Source organism: Nocardiopsis sp. TSRI0078, assembly GCF_001905145.1.
Taxonomy (GTDB): Bacteria; Actinomycetota; Actinomycetes; order Streptosporangiales; family Streptosporangiaceae; genus Nocardiopsis.
Genome location: NZ_LWLB01000022.1, coordinates 1 through 18829, shown reverse-complemented (window position 1 = coordinate 18829; position 18829 = coordinate 1). Strand labels below are relative to the sequence as shown.

Annotated in this window: 15 protein-coding genes; 9 read left to right on the top strand and 6 right to left on the bottom strand. The window is 73.8% G+C overall.

The genetic code is table 11. The features are described 5' to 3' along the window. The coding region (locus tag A6A08_RS14425; RefSeq protein ID WP_143181769.1) for an RICIN domain-containing protein at positions 1-435 on the top strand (435 nt) is incomplete at its 5' end. A 61-nt stretch (positions 436-496) separates the two neighbouring features. Here the strand turns inward: A6A08_RS14425 and A6A08_RS14420 are convergent. Continuing rightward, positions 497-1309, bottom strand: coding sequence for an NRDE family protein (locus A6A08_RS14420; protein ID WP_073703114.1), 813 nt, complete (start codon positions 1307-1309; stop codon positions 497-499). A 287-nt stretch (positions 1310-1596) separates the two neighbouring features. Between A6A08_RS14420 and A6A08_RS14415 the strand changes: the two genes are divergently transcribed. The 3 genes from A6A08_RS14415 to A6A08_RS14405 all read left to right on the top strand — a co-directional run bounded on the left by A6A08_RS14415 (position 1597) and on the right by A6A08_RS14405 (position 5598). Beyond that, positions 1597-4221 (top strand): HAD-IC family P-type ATPase, encoded by a 2625-nt coding sequence (locus tag A6A08_RS14415; RefSeq protein ID WP_073703113.1) that lies wholly within the window; start codon positions 1597-1599, stop codon positions 4219-4221. Positions 4222-4561: 340 nt separating this feature from the next. Next, positions 4562-4960: a hypothetical protein gene (locus tag A6A08_RS14410; protein WP_073703112.1), complete on the top strand. Its 399-nt coding sequence runs from the start codon at positions 4562-4564 to the stop codon at positions 4958-4960. Between the two features lie 158 nt (positions 4961-5118). Next, positions 5119-5598, top strand: a complete 480-nt coding sequence (locus tag A6A08_RS14405; RefSeq protein ID WP_073703111.1) for a nucleoside deaminase — start codon at positions 5119-5121, stop codon at positions 5596-5598. 87 nt (positions 5599-5685) lie between these two features. On the opposite strand, the gene A6A08_RS14400 is transcribed toward A6A08_RS14405, so the two are convergent. Next, positions 5686-6240, bottom strand: coding sequence for an FxsA family protein (locus A6A08_RS14400; protein ID WP_073703110.1), 555 nt, complete (start codon positions 6238-6240; stop codon positions 5686-5688). 105 nt (positions 6241-6345) lie between these two features. Beyond that, positions 6346-8022 carry an apolipoprotein N-acyltransferase gene (gene lnt, locus A6A08_RS14395; protein ID WP_073703109.1) on the bottom strand — a complete coding sequence of 559 codons (1677 nt, stop codon included), beginning with the start codon at positions 8020-8022 and terminating at the stop codon, positions 6346-6348. 610 nt (positions 8023-8632) lie between these two features. Here lnt and A6A08_RS14390 point away from each other — a divergent pair. The 3 genes from A6A08_RS14390 (at position 8633) to A6A08_RS14380 (ending at position 13569) form a co-directional block, all read left to right on the top strand. After that, complete coding sequence (locus A6A08_RS14390) at positions 8633-9850, top strand: ABC transporter ATP-binding protein (protein WP_073703117.1); 1218 nt, start codon at positions 8633-8635, stop codon at positions 9848-9850. A gap of 197 nt (positions 9851-10047) precedes the next feature. Next, the gene (locus A6A08_RS14385; protein ID WP_073703116.1) at positions 10048-12132 is read left to right on the top strand and encodes a prolyl oligopeptidase family serine peptidase; all 2085 of its coding nucleotides are present in this window, start codon (positions 10048-10050) and stop codon (positions 12130-12132) included. Between the two features lie 234 nt (positions 12133-12366). Then, positions 12367-13569, top strand: a complete 1203-nt coding sequence (locus A6A08_RS14380; RefSeq protein WP_073703108.1) for a JmjC domain-containing protein — start codon at positions 12367-12369, stop codon at positions 13567-13569. 28 nt (positions 13570-13597) lie between these two features. On the opposite strand, the gene A6A08_RS14375 is transcribed toward A6A08_RS14380, so the two are convergent. Next, positions 13598-14425 carry a TetR/AcrR family transcriptional regulator gene (locus A6A08_RS14375; RefSeq protein WP_073703115.1) on the bottom strand — a complete coding sequence of 276 codons (828 nt, stop codon included), beginning with the start codon at positions 14423-14425 and terminating at the stop codon, positions 13598-13600. A gap of 179 nt (positions 14426-14604) precedes the next feature. Between A6A08_RS14375 and A6A08_RS14370 the strand changes: the two genes are divergently transcribed. Together A6A08_RS14370 and A6A08_RS14365 are read left to right on the top strand one after the other, a co-directional pair. Further along, the gene (locus tag A6A08_RS14370) at positions 14605-15333 is read left to right on the top strand and encodes a DUF2306 domain-containing protein (RefSeq protein ID WP_073703107.1); all 729 of its coding nucleotides are present in this window, start codon (positions 14605-14607) and stop codon (positions 15331-15333) included. A gap of 362 nt (positions 15334-15695) precedes the next feature. Then, positions 15696-16556 carry a (2Fe-2S)-binding protein gene (locus A6A08_RS14365; protein ID WP_143181767.1) on the top strand — a complete coding sequence of 287 codons (861 nt, stop codon included), beginning with the start codon at positions 15696-15698 and terminating at the stop codon, positions 16554-16556. Positions 16557-16615: 59 nt separating this feature from the next. Here the strand turns inward: A6A08_RS14365 and A6A08_RS28840 are convergent, their stop codons facing one another. Next, the gene (locus A6A08_RS28840) at positions 16616-17260 is read right to left on the bottom strand and encodes a hypothetical protein (RefSeq protein ID WP_242422615.1); all 645 of its coding nucleotides are present in this window, start codon (positions 17258-17260) and stop codon (positions 16616-16618) included. 221 nt (positions 17261-17481) lie between these two features. After that, the gene (locus tag A6A08_RS14355) at positions 17482-18771 is read right to left on the bottom strand and encodes an MFS transporter (RefSeq protein WP_073703105.1); all 1290 of its coding nucleotides are present in this window, start codon (positions 18769-18771) and stop codon (positions 17482-17484) included. Positions 18772-18829 lie beyond the last annotated feature (58 nt).

The following is an 18829-nucleotide window of genomic DNA, read 5'->3' as shown; positions in this document are numbered from 1 at the left end:
GTCGACTACGTCCGGATCTACTCTCAGGACGGGGGCGGTACCGGCGGGGGCACCGGAACGATCACCGCCTCCAACGGCATCTGCCTCGACGTGGCCGGGGCCCAGACGGGCGACGGGACCCCCATCCAGCTGGCGCACTGCAACGGCAACCAGGCCCAGCAGTGGACCGTGGGCGCCGACGGCACGGTCCGGGCGTTCGGCAAGTGCCTGGACGTGGCCGGCGGCGGGACCGCCGCGGGCACCGCGGTACAGCTGTGGGAGTGCAACGGGACCGGCGCCCAGCGATGGACCCATGACGGCGGGACCCAGGCCCTGCGCAACCCGCAGTCGGGCCGCTGCCTGCAGCCCCAGGGAAGGGCACAGAGCGACGGCACCCGTATGGAGATCGCCGACTGCGACGGCAGCGCCGTCCAGCGCTGGAACCTGCCCGGCTGACCCTCCCCTCCTCCCGTGAGTGCCGCCCGCCGGGCCTTCCCGTCGGGCGGCACCGCGCGTGTCAGGGCCGGGGCGGCGACAGGTCGACCATCCGCCACGCCCCGGGGTCGGCGGGAGTGTCGGTGAAGGCGTAGCGCACGGTCTCGCGGTCCAGGGCCAGCAGGGTCACCGACCCGGTGGCCCACACCTTCCCGTCGCCCAGGTCGGCGCGGGCGATCAGGCCGGTCGGGTCGCCGGACTCGTCGGTGCCCGCCGAACGGGGCGCGGAGCCCGCGGCCTCGGTGATCAGGCGCGGCCACTCCCCCCACACCTCCTCGACGCCGTGGGCGCGGGCGAGGTCGGCCGGATCGGGTCGGGTACGCGCGAACTCCGGCGTGTGCCGGACGGTGCGCGGGTCGTCGGGGTCCAGCCCGGTGTTGACCACGATGCTCACCCCGGTCGGCAGCGTCCGGGTGTCCAGGCAGCGCCCGTCCCAGCTGTGCAGGTTGACCCTGTGGGCGTCGGCGTCCAGCAGGTGGAAGGGCGCGTACAGGGTGGGGTCCGCGCCGTGCAGCGGGTCCCGCTCCGGGGCCCGGCCCGCGTGGGCGAGGGCACGCAGGGGCAGTTCTCCCCGGCTGGCCGGGTAGGTGCCCTCCCAGGGCATGCGCCCGTCCCAGGGCCACCCGTTGAGCAGGGCGGCCGCCCGGGCGTGGGCGGGGTCGACGGCCAGCCAGGTGCCCCCGGCCAGACGGTCACGGCCGCCGACCAGTCCGGGCTGGTCGGGCCAGTGGTGCGCGGGCCGGTCCCAGGGCCGGGAGGACATCTCGTCCCTGAGCGCGGCGACGACCAGGGGCGTGTCCGCGCCGGGATCGAAGCCGACGATGACAGTGCACATGACGACCTTTGCTGTGGCTTGCGGCGGGACGGCCGGAAGGCGAACGGAAGTGAACGCAACGGTACCCGGACTCTACGACGCGGTGCGCCCCGCGGGCGAGAGGTGCGGGTCCCCGCAGGGGCCCGGGTGGTGCGGACACCACACCGGCCCGGGGGCGGTCGTACCTGTGCCCGGGCCCGGAGTCTTCTACTCTGTGTGTCTTCCTAACCTTGAGGTGTCCGGGCGGGTGTGTCCGACGTGCCCCGCAGGACCCCGCCCCGTTTCCCGTACCCACCCCAGGAGTGTGCGTGCCCGAACAACCCGACCGGCCCGAGGCCGACGCGGACAGCGCCGCGGACAGGGCGCAGGGGGCCTCCCCGACCGTCACCGACCCGCGGCCGGGCAGCGGCTCCGCCGGATCCTCGGGCGGCTCCGCCGCGGCGGGCGCCCCCGCGGTCCGGCCCGGACCGCAGGGCCCCCCGGACGAGCCCGGGCTGACCCGGCGGGAGGTCGCCGAGCGCGTCGCCGCCGGCCGGACCAACGACGTCCCGGTACGTGCCAGCCGCACGGTCGCCCAGATCATCCGCGGCAACGTGTTCACCCGGATCAACGCGATGATCGCGGTGCTGTTCTCCATCATCGCCGTGATCGGCCCCGTGCAGGACGGGCTGTTCGCGATGGTCATCCTCATCAACACGCTCATCGGCATCGTCCAGGAGCTGCGCGCCAAGCGCACCCTGGACAAGCTCGCCATCGTCAACGCCGCCCGCCCCCGGGTGGTGCGCGACGGCGCCACCACGCGCGTGGCCGCCCAGGAGATCGTCCTCGACGAGGTCCTGGAGGTCGGTGTCGGCGACCAGATCGTGGTCGACGGCACCGTCACCTGGGCCGGCGGGCTGGAGGTCGACGAGTCGCTGCTGACCGGCGAGGCCGATCCGGTGGTCAAGCAGCCCGGCGACACGGTGATGTCGGGCAGCTTCGTGGTGGCGGGCACCGGCCGGTTCCGGGCCACCAAGGTGGGGCGGCACGCCTACGCGGCACGGCTGGCGGAGGAGGCGAGCCGCTTCTCGCTGGTGCGCTCGGAGCTGCGCTCGGGGATCAACCGGATCCTGACGTGGATCACCTTCGCGCTGTTCCCGATCGGCGCCCTGCTGGTCTACAGCCAGCTGTTCATGGGCGGGCACGTGACCCTGGAGGAGCCGGCGGCGGGCGGGCGGATCTCCGGCCCGCTGGCGGACGCGCTGCGCGGCATGGTGGCGGCCCTGGTGTCCATGATCCCCGAGGGGCTGATCCTGCTCACGAGCATCGCGTTCGCGGTCGGGGTGATCCGGCTGGGGCGGCACAGGTGCCTGGTGCAGGAGCTGCCCGCGATCGAGGGCCTGGCCCGCGTGGACGTGGTGTGCACCGACAAGACGGGCACGCTGACCGAGGCGGGTATGAGGCTGACGGAGATCCGCGACCTGGGCGGGTACGGTGACGGACCGCCTCCGTCCCGTGTGCTGGCGGCGCTGGCGGCCGGCGACCCCGACCACAACGCGAGCATGGCCGCGATCGCGCACGGGTGCGAGGCCGGGGGGCTGTCCGCCCCGGACTGGCCCGTGGCGGCTCTGGCGCCCTTCTCCTCCGCGCGCAAGTGGAGCGGGGCGAGCTTCCTGACCTCCGGGGGCGAGGAGCACTGGGTGCTGGGCGCGGCCGACGTGCTGCTCCCCTCCGAGGAGCCTGCGGCGGCCGAGGCGGCCAGGCTGGGCGCGCAGGGCCACCGGGTGATGCTGCTGGCCCGGGCCTCGGCGCGGGTGGACTCCGAGGAGGCCCCGGGTCCCGTGGTGCCGGTGGCGCTGGTGGTGCTGGACCAGAGGGTGCGCGAGGACGCCGGTCCGACCCTGGACTACTTCGGCACGCAGGGAGTGGACGTCAAGATCGTCTCCGGCGACCACGCGGCGTCGGTGGGCGCGGTGGGCCGGGAGCTGGGCCTGTCGGGCGCGGACCGGCCGGTGGACGCGCGTTCGCTGTCCGGGGACGGCGGTGAGCTGGCCCGCGAGGTGGAGGAGCGTTCGGCGTTCGGCCGGGTGACGCCCGAACGCAAGCGCGACATGGTGCGGGGCCTGCGTGAGCGCGGGCACACGGTGGCGATGACCGGTGACGGCGTCAACGACGTGCTCGCGCTGAAGGAGGCCGACATCGGCGTGGCGATGGGTTCGGGGAGCCCGGCGTCGCGCTCGGTGTCCCAGCTGGTGCTGCTCGACGACCGGTTCGCGACGCTGCCGCGCGTGGTGGCCGAGGGCCGCCGGGTGATCGGCAACATCGAGCGGGTGGCCGGCCTGTTCCTGACCAAGACCGTGTACACGATGACACTGGCGATCATCGTGGGCCTGCTGGCGGTGGCCTACCCCTTCTTCCCCCGCCACGCGACGCTGATCAACGCGGTGACGTTCGGTATCCCGTCGTTCTTCCTGGCTCTGGCGCCCAACACCGACATCGCCCGGCCGGGTTTCGTGATGCGGACGCTGCGGTTGGCGATCCCCTCGGGGATGGTGGCGGGCTTCGCGGCGGTGACCACCTACCTGCTGGTGCTGGGCGGACGGACCGTGCCCGATCCGGCGGACCGCACCGCGGTGGTGATCACGCTGTGCGCGACGACGCTGTGGGTGCTGCTGCTGGTGGCCAAGCCGTACGTGTGGTGGAAGGTCCTGCTGGTGGGTTCCATGGTGGGCCTGCTGACGCTGGCCATGGTGACCCCACTGGGGCAGTGGTTCTTCGACCTGGACGTGAGCGACCCGGCCAAGGTGCTCACCGGCCTGGCCGTGGCGGGTGTGGCGATCGTGGCGATCACGGTGATCCGTGTGGTGGACGACCGGATGATCGCCCGTTCGGGGGCCCTGTCCTCGAAGGAGGGCCGGGAGGAGGCCGAGGAGCGCGCCCCCGAGCCCGTCTGAGCCCTCCTCACCGACGGCCGCGCCGGCTCCGCCCGGCGCGGCCGTCCGTGTGCCCGGCCCCTCCGCGCCCGGACGCCCTCCGGCCGGTCCCCGCGCTCCCCTGCCGCTCGGCATCCGTTTCGCGGTCCGCTCCCCGCACCTGGAATGCCCGGATGGCGTCCCATACGTGGCGAAACAGCAGACTTCGGGCGCCGGACAGGCGCGAGGCAAGAGTTTTCGTTTTCTCCGGGGCGGGGGCGGGGAAGTCCCCGGCCGACTGGACGGCGGGGTCTTCCCCGCCGCGCCCCGCTTCCAGCGACGCACCTTCCCATGACAGAAAGGCCCTACGTTGGAGAACCGCGTGAACCGGACCGTCGCCTGCGCACTCACCGCCGCCACCGCCGTGGTCGGCGGGGTGCTCCCCTTCGCGCCCGCGGCCGTCGGAGCGGCCACCGTCAACCTGCACACGCTGATCTGTTACGAGACCGAGGACTGGGGCGCGGACGGGGACGAGCTGTACCTCGTCGTGGACGGCAGGAGGATCTGGTCGTCCGCGGACTCGGTGGACTGCGACCACGACTCCCCGGCCCGGGTGCCGGTCAACCGGAAGGCGAGCACCGGCACCGAGGTGTTCCTGTACGAGGCCGACTCCCCCGACGGGGACGACCTCCTCGGCTCCGACGTCATCGAGGGCGACCGCGGAACCCTGGTCTTCAACAACGACAACGCCCTGTACAACCTCGACTACGGCCCGGCCTGAGGGAAGGCCCCCGCGCGGGTGGGCGGCGTCCCCGCCTGGCCGGTGGCCGCCGGTCGGCGCTACCGTGGCGCTGACCGCGCCCCGTGACGCGTGCCGCCGAGCCGCGCGGGGCGAACGACCGTGCCCGGTCCCCGCCGGCCGTCCGACGAGGAGAGACCATGGTGGACGACACCGACCTGCCACACCTGCGGCGCGCGGTGGAACTGGCCGCCCGGGCCCTGGAGTCGGGGGACGAGCCGTTCGGCTCCGTGCTGGTGGGCGCGGACGGAGCGGTGCTCTTCGAGGACCACAACCACGTCGCCGGCGGCGACAGGACCCAGCACCCGGAGTTCGCGATCGCCCGGTGGTCGACGACCCGTATGACCCCCGCCGAGCGCGCGGCGGCGACCGTCTACACCTCGGGCGAGCACTGCCCCATGTGCTCGGCCGCGCACGGGTGGGCGGGGCTGGGACGGATCGTGTACGCCAGTTCCTCGGCACAGCTGGTCTCGTGGCTGGAGGGGTGGGGCGTGCCCCCGGCGCCGGTGCGGGCGCTGCCGGTGGGCGAGGTCGTCCCCGGGATCGCGGTGGACGGGCCGGTGGACTTCCTGGCCGAGGAGGTGCGCGCCCTCCAGGCCCGGTTCCACGGTCGGTCGTGACGGGGGCGCTTTCGAAGGCGTCGCCGCGGTGCGTCCGCGGCCCCGCGGGACGCGCCGCCCTGAGGGGGACACCGTGGCGGGGAGGACTCAGCGCTCGGTGTCGCGGGGGTCCTCGGGTTCGAAGCTGCCCTGGATGACGCGGCCCCGGTCGTGCCCGGAGGCCTCGCCGCCGGCGCCGGGGCGGCGGCCGAAGGGCCCGCCCGTGCCGCCGGAGGGCCCCTGGCCGGGGGCGCCCGCGCCCCGGACGACGAACTCCTCCCCCATCCGCTCCTGCATCCGCCTCACGCGCCGCTGCGCCCATCCGGCGAACGCCCAGCGCAGGACGGGGCGGGTGAAGGGCAGGACCATCAGCAGACCGAGCACGGCGGTGACGAACCCGGGGACGATGAGCAGGATGCCGCCCGCCATGAGCATGAGCGGGTCGAGCAGGCCGCCGCGCGGCGGCTCGCCCGACCGTATGGCCCCGTCTGCGTCCCGGAAGGCCCTGGTCCCGGCCCGGCGCAGCACGGCCACGCCCAGGACCAGCAGCGAGACCATGGCCGCCAGCGTCCAGAGCACGCCGATCCAGTCGCCGACCGTGATCATCAGCCACACTTCCACGAACGGCAGCGCCATCAGCGCCAGCACTGTCAGCAGCGGCATGCGGAACCATCCTCAGGGGTCGTCGGCCGGGTCCTCCCTACAAGGAGGAACGCGCACGCGGGCGCCATGGTTCCCCCGCCGGGAACGCCGCGGGCGAACAGGCGGTCAGGCCCGGCGGCGGCCGATGACCACGGAGGCGGCCACCGCGGCCAGCCCCAGCACGCTCAGCAGCGCCTCGGGGGCCGCGCCGAGCCGGGTGGCGACGGTCGTGCCCTCCATCGCCTCCAGTTCGGCGACGTGGACGTCGGCCACGGCCTCCTCCGAGGCGTAGGCGAGGCTCCCGTCGGGCTCGACCACGGCGCTGACGCCGCTGGTGGAGACGACCACCGCCGGGCGCCCGTGCTCGACGGCCCGCAGCTGGGTGATGGCCAGCTGCTGGTTGGTCTGGCCGGTGAAGTTGTAGTTGGCGTTGTTGGTGGGGATCACGATGACCTGTCCGCCCGCGGCCACCGCCTCGCGCACCGGCGGGTCGAAGGCCACGTCGAAGCAGATGCCGACGGCCAGGGTGGTGCCGCCCACGTCCAGCGCGCCGGGTTCGGTGCCGGGGACGGCGTCGGAGCTGACCTGCTGCAGGCGGGCCACGAACCGCGTGAAGAAGTCGCGGTAGGGGATGTACTCGCCGAAGGGCACGAGGTAGCGCTTGTCGTAGATCTGCCCCGGGCCGGCCTCGGGGTCCCAGACCACGCTGCTGACGTGGCGGGTGCCGTCGTCGTTGAAGCGGCTCATCCCCCACAGGAGGGGGACGCCCGCGTCGGCGGCGGCTGCGTCGATGATCTCCCTGGCCGCGGGGTCGCGGAAGGGGTCGATGTCGCTGGCGTTCTCGGGCAGCAGCACCATGTCGGGCGGGGGGTACTCTCCGGCGCGGACGCCGTCGGCCAGCTCGTGGACGCCGTCGGCGTGGTTGCGGAGGACCTGCATGCGCTCGCCGAGGACGGACATCTCGCCGACGTTGGGAACGTTGCCCTGGACCATGCCGACGGTGACGGTGTCGGCGACGGCGGGGCGGCCGACGGCGGGGGCCAGCGTGCCGCCCGCGACGACGACGGCGCCGGCGGCGAGGCCGACGGCGGCCAGGCCCAGCGCCCGCGCGCTCCGGCCGTCCCCGCCACCGTGCGCGGCCCCTCGGGCGGCGACGGCGCGCAGCACGCTCCACAGCAGCAGGCCGCCGGTGAGGGCGACGGCGAAGGAGACCAGCGCGGAGGAGCCCAGCGCCGCGTAGCCGGCGAAGGGCGTGTCCGGCTGGGCGAAGGCGAGCTTGCCCCAGGGGAATCCGCCCAGCGGCCAGCGGGCGCGCACGGCCTCCTGGGCCACCCACAGGGCGGCCGTCCACAGCGGCCAGGCGGGCAGGCGCATGACCAGTGCCAGGCCCATCGCCATGGGGAGGAAGTAGGCGGTCTCGGCGGCGGCGATGAGCAGCCACACGTCGATGCCGAAGATGTCCTGCCAGCGCACCAGGGGGACCATGAGCACGGCCCCGGACAGGGCTCCGAGCCAGGCGGCGCGGCGCACGCGGGCCCCGGCGACGGCGAAGGCGAGCAGGGCGGCGCTGAGCGGTCCCAGCCACCACAGGCCGTGGGGCGGCAGGGCCAGGAGTTGGGCCAGGCCGGAGGCGGCCGCGGCGAGCACCCGCCACAGGAGGTCACCGCGCCCCCAGCGGTACCCCGGGGCCGGGGCGGAGGTGGAGGAGCGTGCCGGGGTCGCCGTCCGCTCCCGCCCCACCGGTTCCGGCGAGGGTCTGTCGGAGCCGGGGACGTCGCCCTGCTCGGTGTGCTCGGCAACCACGTGGGGTGCTCGCTTTCCGCTGGCTGGTGGAGTGCTCGCGGTCAGCATATGGGGGGACGCGGAAAAGGCCCGAGCCACCCTTCGGACCGGCTCCGTCCCGTCGGCGGCGAGCTCGGAAGACCGTTGTCTACTGGATGTTCGGGCCTTTTCCGGGTCCAACCCCCCGCCCGGTCGCGGTACTCCGCCCCTCACCCGATCCCAGCTGCACCTGGCGCGTGATGCAGCGTCCGATCGGACGAGTGGGGGCCGCACAACCGGTCCGTCCAGTGCTGGACTGGTCGTTAGGTTACCCAGACTCCCCGACCCGATGCCTCAACCCGGCGCCCGTGTCGTGGCCGCCGCTCCGAGTGCGTGGAGGGGAGAAAGTGATGAACCGTCGGACAGGCTAACGCACCTGGGGCCGCCACGCCAGCCGAGCGGACGGGACGTGCGCCTGGCCGCAATCGGATCGACATCGACTCAAGTATGGACTTTTCGATCAGGATCGTGTCTGATGTGATCAGTAGAACGACCTGGTTCGATCAAGTCCGAAAGATCCAGGTTCGGCGGCGCGGACCTCCACGAGATGCGCGTCACCCCCACCTCGACCCCGGCCCGGGAGCTGACAACCATGGCGGAGATCGCCCTTGAGGGTGTTGACAAGATCTACGGCGGCGACGTCAAGGCCGTCGACAACCTGAACCTGAAGATCGAGGACGGCGAGTTCATGGTGCTCGTCGGCCCCTCCGGCTGCGGCAAGTCCACCGCGCTGCGCATGATCGCGGGCCTGGAGGAGATCTCGGCAGGCACGCTCGTCATCGGCGACGAGATCGTCAACGACCGTCCGCCCAAGGACCGCGACATCGCGATGGTCTTCCAGAACTACGCGCTCTACCCCCACATGAGCGTCGAGCAGAACCTGGCCTTCGGCCTGAAGCTGCGCAAGGTCCCCAAGCCCGAGATCGCGCGCCGCGTGAAGGAGGCGGCCGAGATGCTGGGCCTGGAGCCCTACCTCAAGCGCAAGCCGGGCGCGCTCTCCGGCGGTCAGCGCCAGCGTGTGGCCATGGGCCGCGCGATCGTGCGCGAGCCCCAGGCCTTCCTCATGGACGAGCCGCTGTCCAACCTGGACGCGAAGCTGCGCGTGCAGATGCGCGCCTCCCTCAACCAGCTCCACGAGCGCCTGGGCGTCACCACCATCTACGTCACCCACGACCAGATCGAGGCGATGACCCTCGGCGACCGGGTCGCGGTGCTGCGCGACGGCCGCCTGCAGCAGGTGGACACCCCCAAGCGCCTCTTCGACGCCCCCGTCAACCTGTTCGTGGCCGGCTTCATCGGCTCCCCGGCGATGAACTTCGTCGACGCCGAGCTGGTCGCCGAGGGCGACGACGCGGTGCTCACCTTCGCCGAGCACAAGCTCCCGGTCCCGGCGAGCGTCCTGGACTCGCGCCGGAACCTGCGCGACTACCTGGGACGCAGCATCATCCTGGGCATCCGCCCCTCGGACTTCAACGACGCCGACCTCGACGGCAGCAGCGACCCGAAGATCCAGGTGACCGCGGGCGTGACCGAGGAGCTGGGCACGGAGATCAACGTGATCTTCGGCGTCGACGCCCCGCCGGTGCGCCACGAGGACGCCGCGGCCCTGGCCAAGGACGCCGCGGGCGAGGAGGGCGAGGGCGAGAGCGGTATGCCGCTGGGCGGCGGCCAGACGCAGTTCACCGCCCGCGTGAGCCCCCGCAGCAACGTGCGCCCGGGCAAGACGGTCAACCTGTCGGTGGACGTGAGCCAGCTGCACTTCTTCGACCAGGAGAGCGGGCTGGCCATCGGCCACCCGGACAACTTCTAGGTCGGCCCGCGACCGCCCCGCCGGATCCTTCCCCTCCTTCCGGGACCCGGCGGGGCGGTCCCTTGCGTCCGGCCTGAGGACGGTCGGCGCGCTTCCCGGCCCGCGCGTCGACAAACCTTGCCTTGAGGCCACAGCCACGTGCTCGGGGGCAAGGGATCTGTTCCTTGACCACCGGCTCGGCCCGCACCAACGATGTGATGGTGCGCAACCGAGCCCCCGGAGCCGCCCTCGCCCCCGACCCGGTGTCCGCCGTCGACACACTGCACGGACGGGCCGTACCCGACCCCTACCGGTGGTTGGAGGCCGCCGACTCCCCCGAGACCCTGCGCTGGCTGGAGGAGCGGGGCCGCGAGTACGAACGCGAGGCGGCCGCCTGGCCCCTGCGCGCACACCTGGACGCGCTCATCCGCTCGCTGGTGGACACCGACCTGTGGAGCACGCCGGTCCACCGCCCCGGAGCGGCCTTCGCCACCGTGCGCCCCTCCGGGACCGAGCACCCGCGCCTGGTCGTCCTGGCCGGGGACGGCCCGCCGCGCACCCTGTACGACCCCGCCGCCGAGGATCCCGGTGGACGCACCACCCTGGACGCCTGGGAACCCGGCCCCGACGGGGACCTGGTGGCGGTGCAGACCTCCTCCGGGGGCGTGGAGCGCGGTGTCCTGCGCGTGCTGCGCGCCGACACCGGCGCGCCGGCGGGCCCGTCCGTGCCGGGGGTGCGCTACTCCCACGTGGCGTGGGTGCCCGAGGGCGCGCCCTCCTTCTACTACGTGCGCCGCGACGGCGAACAGGGCGTACGCGGTGTGTGGCTGCGCCGGGTGGCCGACGGCGCCGAGACACTCGTCCACGCCTGCACGGCGCCCGGCACCGTCCCCGGGGTGCGGGTCCTGGGCCGCAGATGGCTGCTGGTGACCGAGAGCCACGGCACCGGGCACCGCACCGACCTGTGGCTGGCCGACCTGGCCGCCGCCGCGCCGGGGCGTCCCGTGCTGCGGCCCGTCCAGGTGGGCGCCGAGGCCGAGACCGAGGCCCGCATGGGCCCCGACGGCCTGCTGTACCTGCGCACCACCCTGGGCGCGCCGTGGCGGCGGATCTGCGCGGTCTCCCCCGAGGAGCCCGGGACGGAGCACTGGCGCGAGGTGGTGCCCGAGGAGCCCGGCGCGACCCTGGACGCCTTCGCCCCGTGCCCCGCGCCCGGGGGCGGTCCGGCGCTGTTCGTGTCGCGCACGCGCCTGGGGGTCAGCGAAGCAGTCGTGCACGACGCCCGCTCGGGCGCGCCGCTGTACGCCGTGGACCTGCCCGGGGAGGGCATGGTCCGCGACCCGGAGGCCGCCCCCGACGGGTCGGTGTACCTGGGGTACGCGGACGTGGCCGCCCAGCAGCGGGGCCTTCGCCTGCCTCCTGGGGAGCGCGTTCCCCGCCCGTGGCCGCCCGGCGCGCCCGCGGTCCCGGACTCCCCCGCCGTGGAGCGCACGGTGCTCTGGTGCCGTTCCGAGGACGGCACACGGGTCCCGGTGACCGTGTTCACCGCCGCGGGCGGCGGGGGGTCCCGGCCGGGACCGACCATCCTGCACGCCTACGGCGGCTTCGGGCGCCCCCGCCAGTTCGGCTTCAGCGCGACCGTGCTGGCCTGGCTGCTCTCGGGTGGCCGGTACGCGGTCGCCCACGTGCGCGGAGGGGGCGACGCGGGCCGCGAGTGGCACCTGGCCGGTTCCGGACGTGCCAAGCCCCGCGCCGTGGAGGACCTGGTGGCCGCCGCGGACGCCCTGGTCTCGGCGGGGCTGTGCACACGCCGGCAGCTGTGCCTGTCGGGCGGGTCGGCGGGCGGGCTGCTCGTCCTGGCCGCCGCGACCGCGCGCCCGAACCTGTGCGGATCGGTGATCGCCTCCGCACCGCTCGCGGACATGGCCCGCTTCGAGCTGCTGGGACTGGGCCGCATGTGGACCCGCGAGTTCGGCACCGCCGCCGACCCCGACGACTTCGCCGCCCTGATGTCCTACTCCCCCTACCACCGCGCGCTGGACAGCGCGGTGCACGCGCCCGGGCGGCGCTTCCCCAGCGTCCTGCTCACCGGCTTCCACGGTGACACCCGCACCGACGCCGCCCACCCGCGCAAGATGTGCGCGGCGCTGCTGGCGGCGGCACGGGAGGAGGGACGCCCACCGGTCCTGCTCCGGTACGAGCGAGACGTGGGCCACGGCCCGCGCGCGGTCAGCCGGGCGGTGGGACTGGCCGCCGACGCGCACGCGTTCGCGGCCCACCGAACGGGGCTGTCACCGCGCTGAGCGCGGGGCGGTCCTGACAAGAGAAACGGCACACGGAAAGCGAGGTGTGGTGCGTATGGACCCGATCGAGGTCGAGGTCGAGGACCTGGCGGAGGTGACCTCCCGCGACATCACCGCGGGCGGCGACAACGACGGAACCGACTCCAGCTCCGACTTCATCTGACCGACGTCCCGCCCGGCCCGGTCCCCCCTGGCCGGGCGGGGCCCCTCCCCCGTGTACGGAAAGGACGTGCCATGACCGATCCCGGCCACCTGTTCACCCGGACCCTGTGCGACGTCGTGGGCCGGGACGCCCTCACCACACGCCTGTCGGAGGAGTTCGTCTTCGCCGACCTGGGTGCGGACGCGGTGCGTTCGCTGCTGACCTTCGACGACCTCAACGGACTGCTGGCCACGTGCTCCCCCGAGCCGCCGAGGCTGCGCCTGCACCGCGACGGGTCGCCGGTCCCGGTCGACCACTACACCGAGGTGGCCTCCTCCTCGCGCAACGCACGCCGGGTGGTGCGCCCCGAGGCCCTGTACCGGGAGCTGCGGGCGGGGGCGAGCCTGGTCCTGGACAGCCTGGACCGGATGCATCCGCCGGTGGGCGCGGCGGCCGACGACCTGATGCGGCTGGTGCGCGAGCGCGCACAGGCCAACCTGTACCTGATCTGGGGCGAGTCGCGCGGGTTCGACACCCACTGGGACGACCACGACACGGTGATCGTGCAGGTGGAGGGCACCAAGCACTGGCAGGTACACGGCCCGGGTTCGCGCCCGTACCCGATGAAGAACGACGTGGACCACGCCCACACGCCCCCGCGCGGCGCCGACGGCGAGCTGCACCAGGTGTGGGAGGGCGTGCTGCGGCCGGGCCAGGTCATCCACGTGCCGCGCGGCTGGTGGCACACGGTGACCGGGACCGGCGAGGTGAGCATGCACCTGACCTTCGGCTTCACCCGGGCGACCGGGGTGGAGTGGGCGGAGGCGCTGGTGCGGCGACTGTTCGAGGAGGAGGCCTTCCGACGGGACCTGCCGCGCTTCGCCGAGCCGGAGGTACGGCGCAAGCACCAGGGCGAGCTGGTCACGCGGATGGCCGAGCTGGCCGAGGAGCTGGACCTGGACGGCTTCCTGACCGAGCGGGACGCCCGCTTCCCGCGCCGGACCTCGTTCTCCCTGCCGTGGCCGGTGGAGGAGGGCGCTCCGCCCGCGGACGCCCGGGTGGAGTTCGTGCCGATCCTGCCGCCGCCGCTGTCCCACGAGGACGGGAAGGTGGCGGTCACCGTGGGCGGGCGCCGGTACCGGTTCCCGGCCGTGGTCGGGCCGGTCCTGGAGGCGGTCGCCGAGCACCGGACGCTGACCGTGGCCGAGCTGGCCGGGCACGCGGACGTGGAGGTCGCGCGGGCGGCGGAGATCGTGTCCGTGCTCTCGCGGCACCACCTGGTGCTGGTGCGGTAGCCGCCTCCCGGCGGCCCTTACGGTCCGGTCAGCCTCCGGACCGCCGGGCGGCCTTGTCCGGGTCGCCGGCCGCCCGCTGACGCTCCACGTACACCTCGACACCGTCCAGCAGGCGGCGGACGGGGAAGTCCAGTTCGTCCGTGGGACCGGCCGGGCCCCGGCCGTGCGCCTCCGCAGGCGCGTCCTCCAGCACGTCCTCCCGCAGCAGCCTGGCGACCGTGGGGAAGTGCTCCTCGGTGACGGCCCTGCCCAGGCCCGCGGCGTAGCCGCGCATGGTGTCGGCCACCGTGGCGCCCGCCGCCCGGGCCGCGCGCTCCATGTCCACGTTCATGCGGAACATCTCTCGCAGCGTGGTGGACAGCATGGTGAGGATCTGGACCGACCGGCGCGGGTCCAGGCCGGAGCGGACGATCTCCCGCAGGCCCGCCTCCATCCAGCGCAGCCCGTTGGGACCGCTGGGAGGGCCGTTCTGGGGCAGGTACACGGCCCAGGGATGGCGGCCGTACATGGTCAGCACGCCGTGGACCCACGCTTCGACGCCGGCCCGCCAGTCCCGGCCCCCGCAAGGTCCGGGAGGTGCGGTGTCCATGGCCGCGTCGTTCATGAGGACGAGCAGGTCCTCCTTGCTCTCCACGTACCGGTACAGCGACATGGTGGTGAAGCCGAGCTCCTTGGCCACACCCTGCATGGAGACGGCCTCCAGCCCCTCGGCGTCGGCCAGGGCGACCGCCGCCGCCACGACGGCGTCCCTGCTGAGCCGGGGCTTGGGCCCGCGCCTGGGCTCGGACTGCCGGAGCCCCCACATGAGCTCCGTATCCCGTTCCATCCTGTTGGTCGGCTGCTGCTCGGCCGTCATGCCCCACCCGTCGTCGGCTGCGTCGTTGACGTCCATCCTAGAACTGTGTATTACTTACACTCACTAGTGTGCTTAATACACAGTTTATCTCGTACACTGTCCCGCTCCGAGCCGCCTACCGAGCCGCGTCCCCGCTCGCGCGCCAGAACGCCCACCCACGCGGAGGAAACGACCCGGCCATGACCACTCCCACCACCGCAACGCCGCAGCAGCGCGGCACCGGACACCAGGGGCCCCGCTGGTGGCAGCGCCCCTGGATCCTGCCCCTGACCCTGTTCAGCGTGGCCTTCCTGGTCTTCGCCGTCCCGCCCTATCTCGGCCTGGACCCCGCCCAGGCGCGCCTTCCCGCCCCCGAGAGCCTGGCCTGGCACTACCCGGTGCTGGTCACCCACATCTTCGGCGGCGCCCTGCTCACGCTGCTGGTGATCCTCCAGGTGTGGCCGTGGCTGCGCAGCCGGTACCCGGCCATGCACCGCTGGAGCGGACGCGTCTACGTGTTCGCCGGAATCCCGCTCGTGGGTGTTCCGGCGCTGCTCATCTCACCGGTCAGCAGCAGCGGGTTCAGCACGCAGGTCAGCAACACCCTCTGGGCGGTGCTGTGGCTGTCCTTCACCGTCCTCGGCTACGCGATGGCGCGCAGGCGCCGCTTCGCCGACCACCGCGCGTGGATGCTGCGCAGCTTCGCCCTCCTCTACGGCATCGCCCTCAACCGGGTGGTCATCGTCGTGATGCTCCTGGTCTCCCTGCCCCGGCTGGAGGCGTCCTACGGAGGTGACGAGGCCGCGCTGACGGAGGCGATCGCCCCGGCCAGCAGCTTCCTGTCGTGGGTCCTGCCGCTGCTGTTCGTGGAGTGGTGGCTGCAGTACCGCCGCCCGCGCAGGCGGCGCACGGGAGCCGCCACCTCCTGACCCGTCGGCCCGGCCGTCGGAGGCGGGCCCGCCCGTCAGGACCGGCGGCGCCGGAGAGCGGAGGAGTCCTTCCCTCCGGTGCCGCCCTGAGCCTCCACCCCTGCGCCCGAACAGCAAATACTTCACAAAACCGACACGGACGACGGGACCCGCACGGCCCGCCCCGTACGGGAACCCACTCGGACCTGCCACCTTCCCCGCCCGGCGAGCCGCCGGAGCCTTCCGGTGATCATTGCGGCACGCGGGACCGTTAGGGTAGCCTCACTTAAGAGGCACAGATGCACCTATTCCCCCGGAGGTCGCTGCGGCCACACGGACTTTCGGACATGACGGCACCGTGCGACGAAGGGGAGGTTCACGCGGTGGTTGCAGACCCGCTCGACGCACTCCGTGGCGCCTGCGCGCCGCTGAAGTTCGCGCCGCTGCCCGACCTGCTCTCCCCCGAGGAGGTCCAGGCCCACTCGGCGGGCCCCGTGCAGTGGCACCAGGCCGGCGCCCTGGCCTCGGACGGCTGGGTACCGGTCCTGTTCGACAAACTGCGGACGGAGCACGGCCCCGGACACCGCCTCCCCGCCGCCACCAACTTTCTCCGGGTCACCCTGCGCGAACCGATCTTCATGGTCTCGGCGTCGCTGTACCTGACCGGACGGGCTCCGCTGCTGAGCCCGGACACCCTCTACCTGCCCTGGGACACCGTCCGGGCACGGTTCGGCACACCCGCCTCGGTCGGCACCCGCATGGCGGTCCTGCCGGACGACCCGGCGGCCGACCACCCGGCCACCGTGGTCGTCCAGGACGAGGACGCCCAGCTCCGGATGGCCGCCCAGGCCCTGTTCGCCACGTTCGATCCCCTCGTCGAAGCCCTGCACGCGCACTCGCGGTCGGGCAGGCGCACCCTGTGGGGGTGGGTCCTCGACACCCTGCACTTCTACATGCTCAACCCGGCCCGCTACCTGGGCCGGGACGCCGAGCAGGCCTGGGATCTGGCCACCCGGCTGGGAGAGGCCGTGGTCGGGGCCGGCGCGGTGACCCGCAGGCGCCCGCGCCTGTTCCCCTTCGCCCCCGACCACCCGCGTGGAACCTGGGCGGTGCGCGGCACCTGCTGCTTCGACTACAAGGGCGACCCGGAGCACGGGTACTGCACCACGTGCCCGCTCAAGTGCGACGGAGAGCGCCGGCGGGACCTGTCGGAGTGGCTGCGCGACCCCGCACTGGCACCCTGACCGGCCCCCGCACGGCCCCGTAGCGCCGACCCGCTCCCCTCCTGCCGGAGGACTCCCCGCTACCCCGCCGCGAACAGCAGGAGCGTCGTGCAGCCTCCGGCGAGGAGCAGCAGGAGCAGGAGCACGCCGCAGCCGATGCCCAGGATCTTCCCCCAGGGGGTGGGCCGGGTCTGCGAAGGCCCGTACCCGCCCTGGGGCGGGTAGCTCTGTCCGGCGCCGTATCCCGGCCCGTAGCCCCCGGCCGCCCCGGTGCCCGGGGCGTATCCCGGCCCCTGGCCGGAGGGGTAGCCGCCGGCCTCGAAGTAGCCGGGCGCCTGGCCGGAACTGTAGTTCTCCGGCTGCCCGCCGGGCGGGGAGGTCCCCGGGCCCGTACCGGACACGTCCGCCTCCCCGTATCCGGGCGCGTAACCGGCGTGCTCGTACCCGGCCTGGCCGGGGCCGCTGGGTCCCTCGGAGAGCTCGCCGCCCACCGGTTCGGGAGGGGCGCCCGTCGGGTGGCGCCCCTCCGGCGGCCGCTCACCGTAGGCGTGCGACCCCGCGGGCCGCTCCCCGGAGCCTCCGGGAGCCTCCTCCGCGCTCCGCCCGCCCGTCGGGGGCTCGTGGTGGGGGTGGGCGTGCGGCGGCTCCCCCGGAGGCTGCCGCACGCTCTCCATCGGATCGCCGGGGTCACCGGGACGCCACTCCTCCGGAGGATGGTGGTTCACCGGGTCCTCATGCCGCCCCGGCCTCCTCCCCGGTACGTCCTCGTCGCGATCGGACACTGGGAACACCCCTCCGTCAGCGGAACCCGCCCACCGGGGCCGGTGGACACATCACGTCTGCACGGTAACCACACGAACGCGGATCTCCGTGGAGATCCCGGGGCGTTTCCGGTAAAGGTCCGGATGTGTCTCCCGGCTCCGGGAGCCGGGAGCGCGTGTACGGGTCAGCCGGGGTGCGGAGCCCGGTCCCCCCGCACCAGGAGCGCACGTGCGGCGAGCACGAACACCGGCACGGTGAACAGGGCCGCGAACAGGTTCAGGCCGCCGAAACCCGTCTGGGACAGCACCACGCCCGACAGCGCCCCGGCCGCGGCGCCGCCCAGGTTCATGACCAGGTCGCTGACCCCCTGCGCCCGGGGACGCACCTCCGCCGACAGGGACTCGGCCAGCAGCGCGGTCCCGGACACCAGGCCGAACGACCACCCCAGGCCCAGCAGGACCAGCCCGACCGTCACCCGGGTCTCGTCGTGCCCGGCCGTGCCCGCCACCGCCGCGGCGGCCAGCAGGACCACCTGTCCCGCCAGCAGCAGGGGGACGCGGCCGAGCCGGTCGGTGAGCCAACCCACCACCGGGGACAGCGCGTACATGCCTGCGATGTGCAGGGAGATGGTCAGACCGATCACGGTCAGCGCCGCGCCGTGGTGGGACATGTGCACGGGGGTCATGGTCATGACCGCGACCATCACCGTGTGGCTGGCCACGATGCCGACCACCGCGAGCAGGGCGCCGGGACTGGCCGCGATCACCCGCAGGGCCCCGGCCACGGACAGCCGGACCCCAAAGGACGCGCCCGCACGTGTGCGGGCCGCGGTGGCCACGAGCAGCGGGTCGGGGCGCAGCAGCGCGAAGGTCAGTACCGCGCCCAAGACGAATCCGGCCGTGGTGAACAGGACCGGCCCCAGCAACTCGGGCAACCCGAAGAGGGCGGCCACGGCGCCGCTGGGACCGATGAGGTTGGGACCCGTCACCGAGCCGATCGTGGTGGCCCACACCACGATGGACAGGTCCCGGCCGCGGCTGCGCTCGGAGGCCAGGTCGGCGGCGGCGTGGCGTGCCTGCAGGTTGGTGGCGGTGCCGGCACCGACCAGCACCATCCCCGCCAGGAACAGCGCGAACGTTCCCAGTACCGTGGCGGCGATGACGACGGTGCCGCCGAGCGCGCCGAGCACCCAACCCGCTCCGAGACCGGGGCGCCGGCCGTGCCGGGCCGCCAGAGAGGCCAGGGGGAGGGCGAAGACCGCGGCGCCCAGCGTGATCATGGTGGTGGCCGCGCCGGACCAGGCGTCGGAGCCGGTGAGGTCCAGGGCGATGAGCGCGCCCACGGCGAGCATGGCGCCCATCCCGATGCCGCCGACCACCTGGGCGAGCATGAGCGTCAGGACGGTACGGCGCTGGAGCCGGGTCCGTGCCTCCTCGGTGAGGCTGCCCTCCGGTTGAGCGGTATGTGTCGACACGCGGCCTACTTTCCGATTCGTCCCGGTAACGGGGGAAGCCTAGGGCCTGTTTGGGAAT

Bases quoted from the DNA above. Each gene is read 5' to 3' on its own strand.
- A6A08_RS14400 (WP_073703110.1), bottom strand. From the start codon at position 6,240: ATGCCGCTGCTGACAGTGCTGGCGCTGATGGCGCTGCCGTTCGTGGAA.
- A6A08_RS14390 (WP_073703117.1), top strand. From the start codon at position 8,633: ATGGCGGAGATCGCCCTTGAGGGTGTTGACAAGATCTACGGCGGCGAC.
- A6A08_RS14380 (WP_073703108.1), top strand. From the start codon at position 12,367: ATGACCGATCCCGGCCACCTGTTCACCCGGACCCTGTGCGACGTCGTG.
- A6A08_RS14375 (WP_073703115.1), bottom strand. From the start codon at position 14,425: ATGACGGCCGAGCAGCAGCCGACCAACAGGATGGAACGGGATACGGAG.
- A6A08_RS14420 (WP_073703114.1), bottom strand. From the start codon at position 1,309: ATGTGCACTGTCATCGTCGGCTTCGATCCCGGCGCGGACACGCCCCTG.
- A6A08_RS14405 (WP_073703111.1), top strand. From the start codon at position 5,119: ATGGTGGACGACACCGACCTGCCACACCTGCGGCGCGCGGTGGAACTG.
- A6A08_RS14370 (WP_073703107.1), top strand. From the start codon at position 14,605: ATGACCACTCCCACCACCGCAACGCCGCAGCAGCGCGGCACCGGACAC.
- A6A08_RS14385 (WP_073703116.1), top strand. From the start codon at position 10,048: ATGGTGCGCAACCGAGCCCCCGGAGCCGCCCTCGCCCCCGACCCGGTG.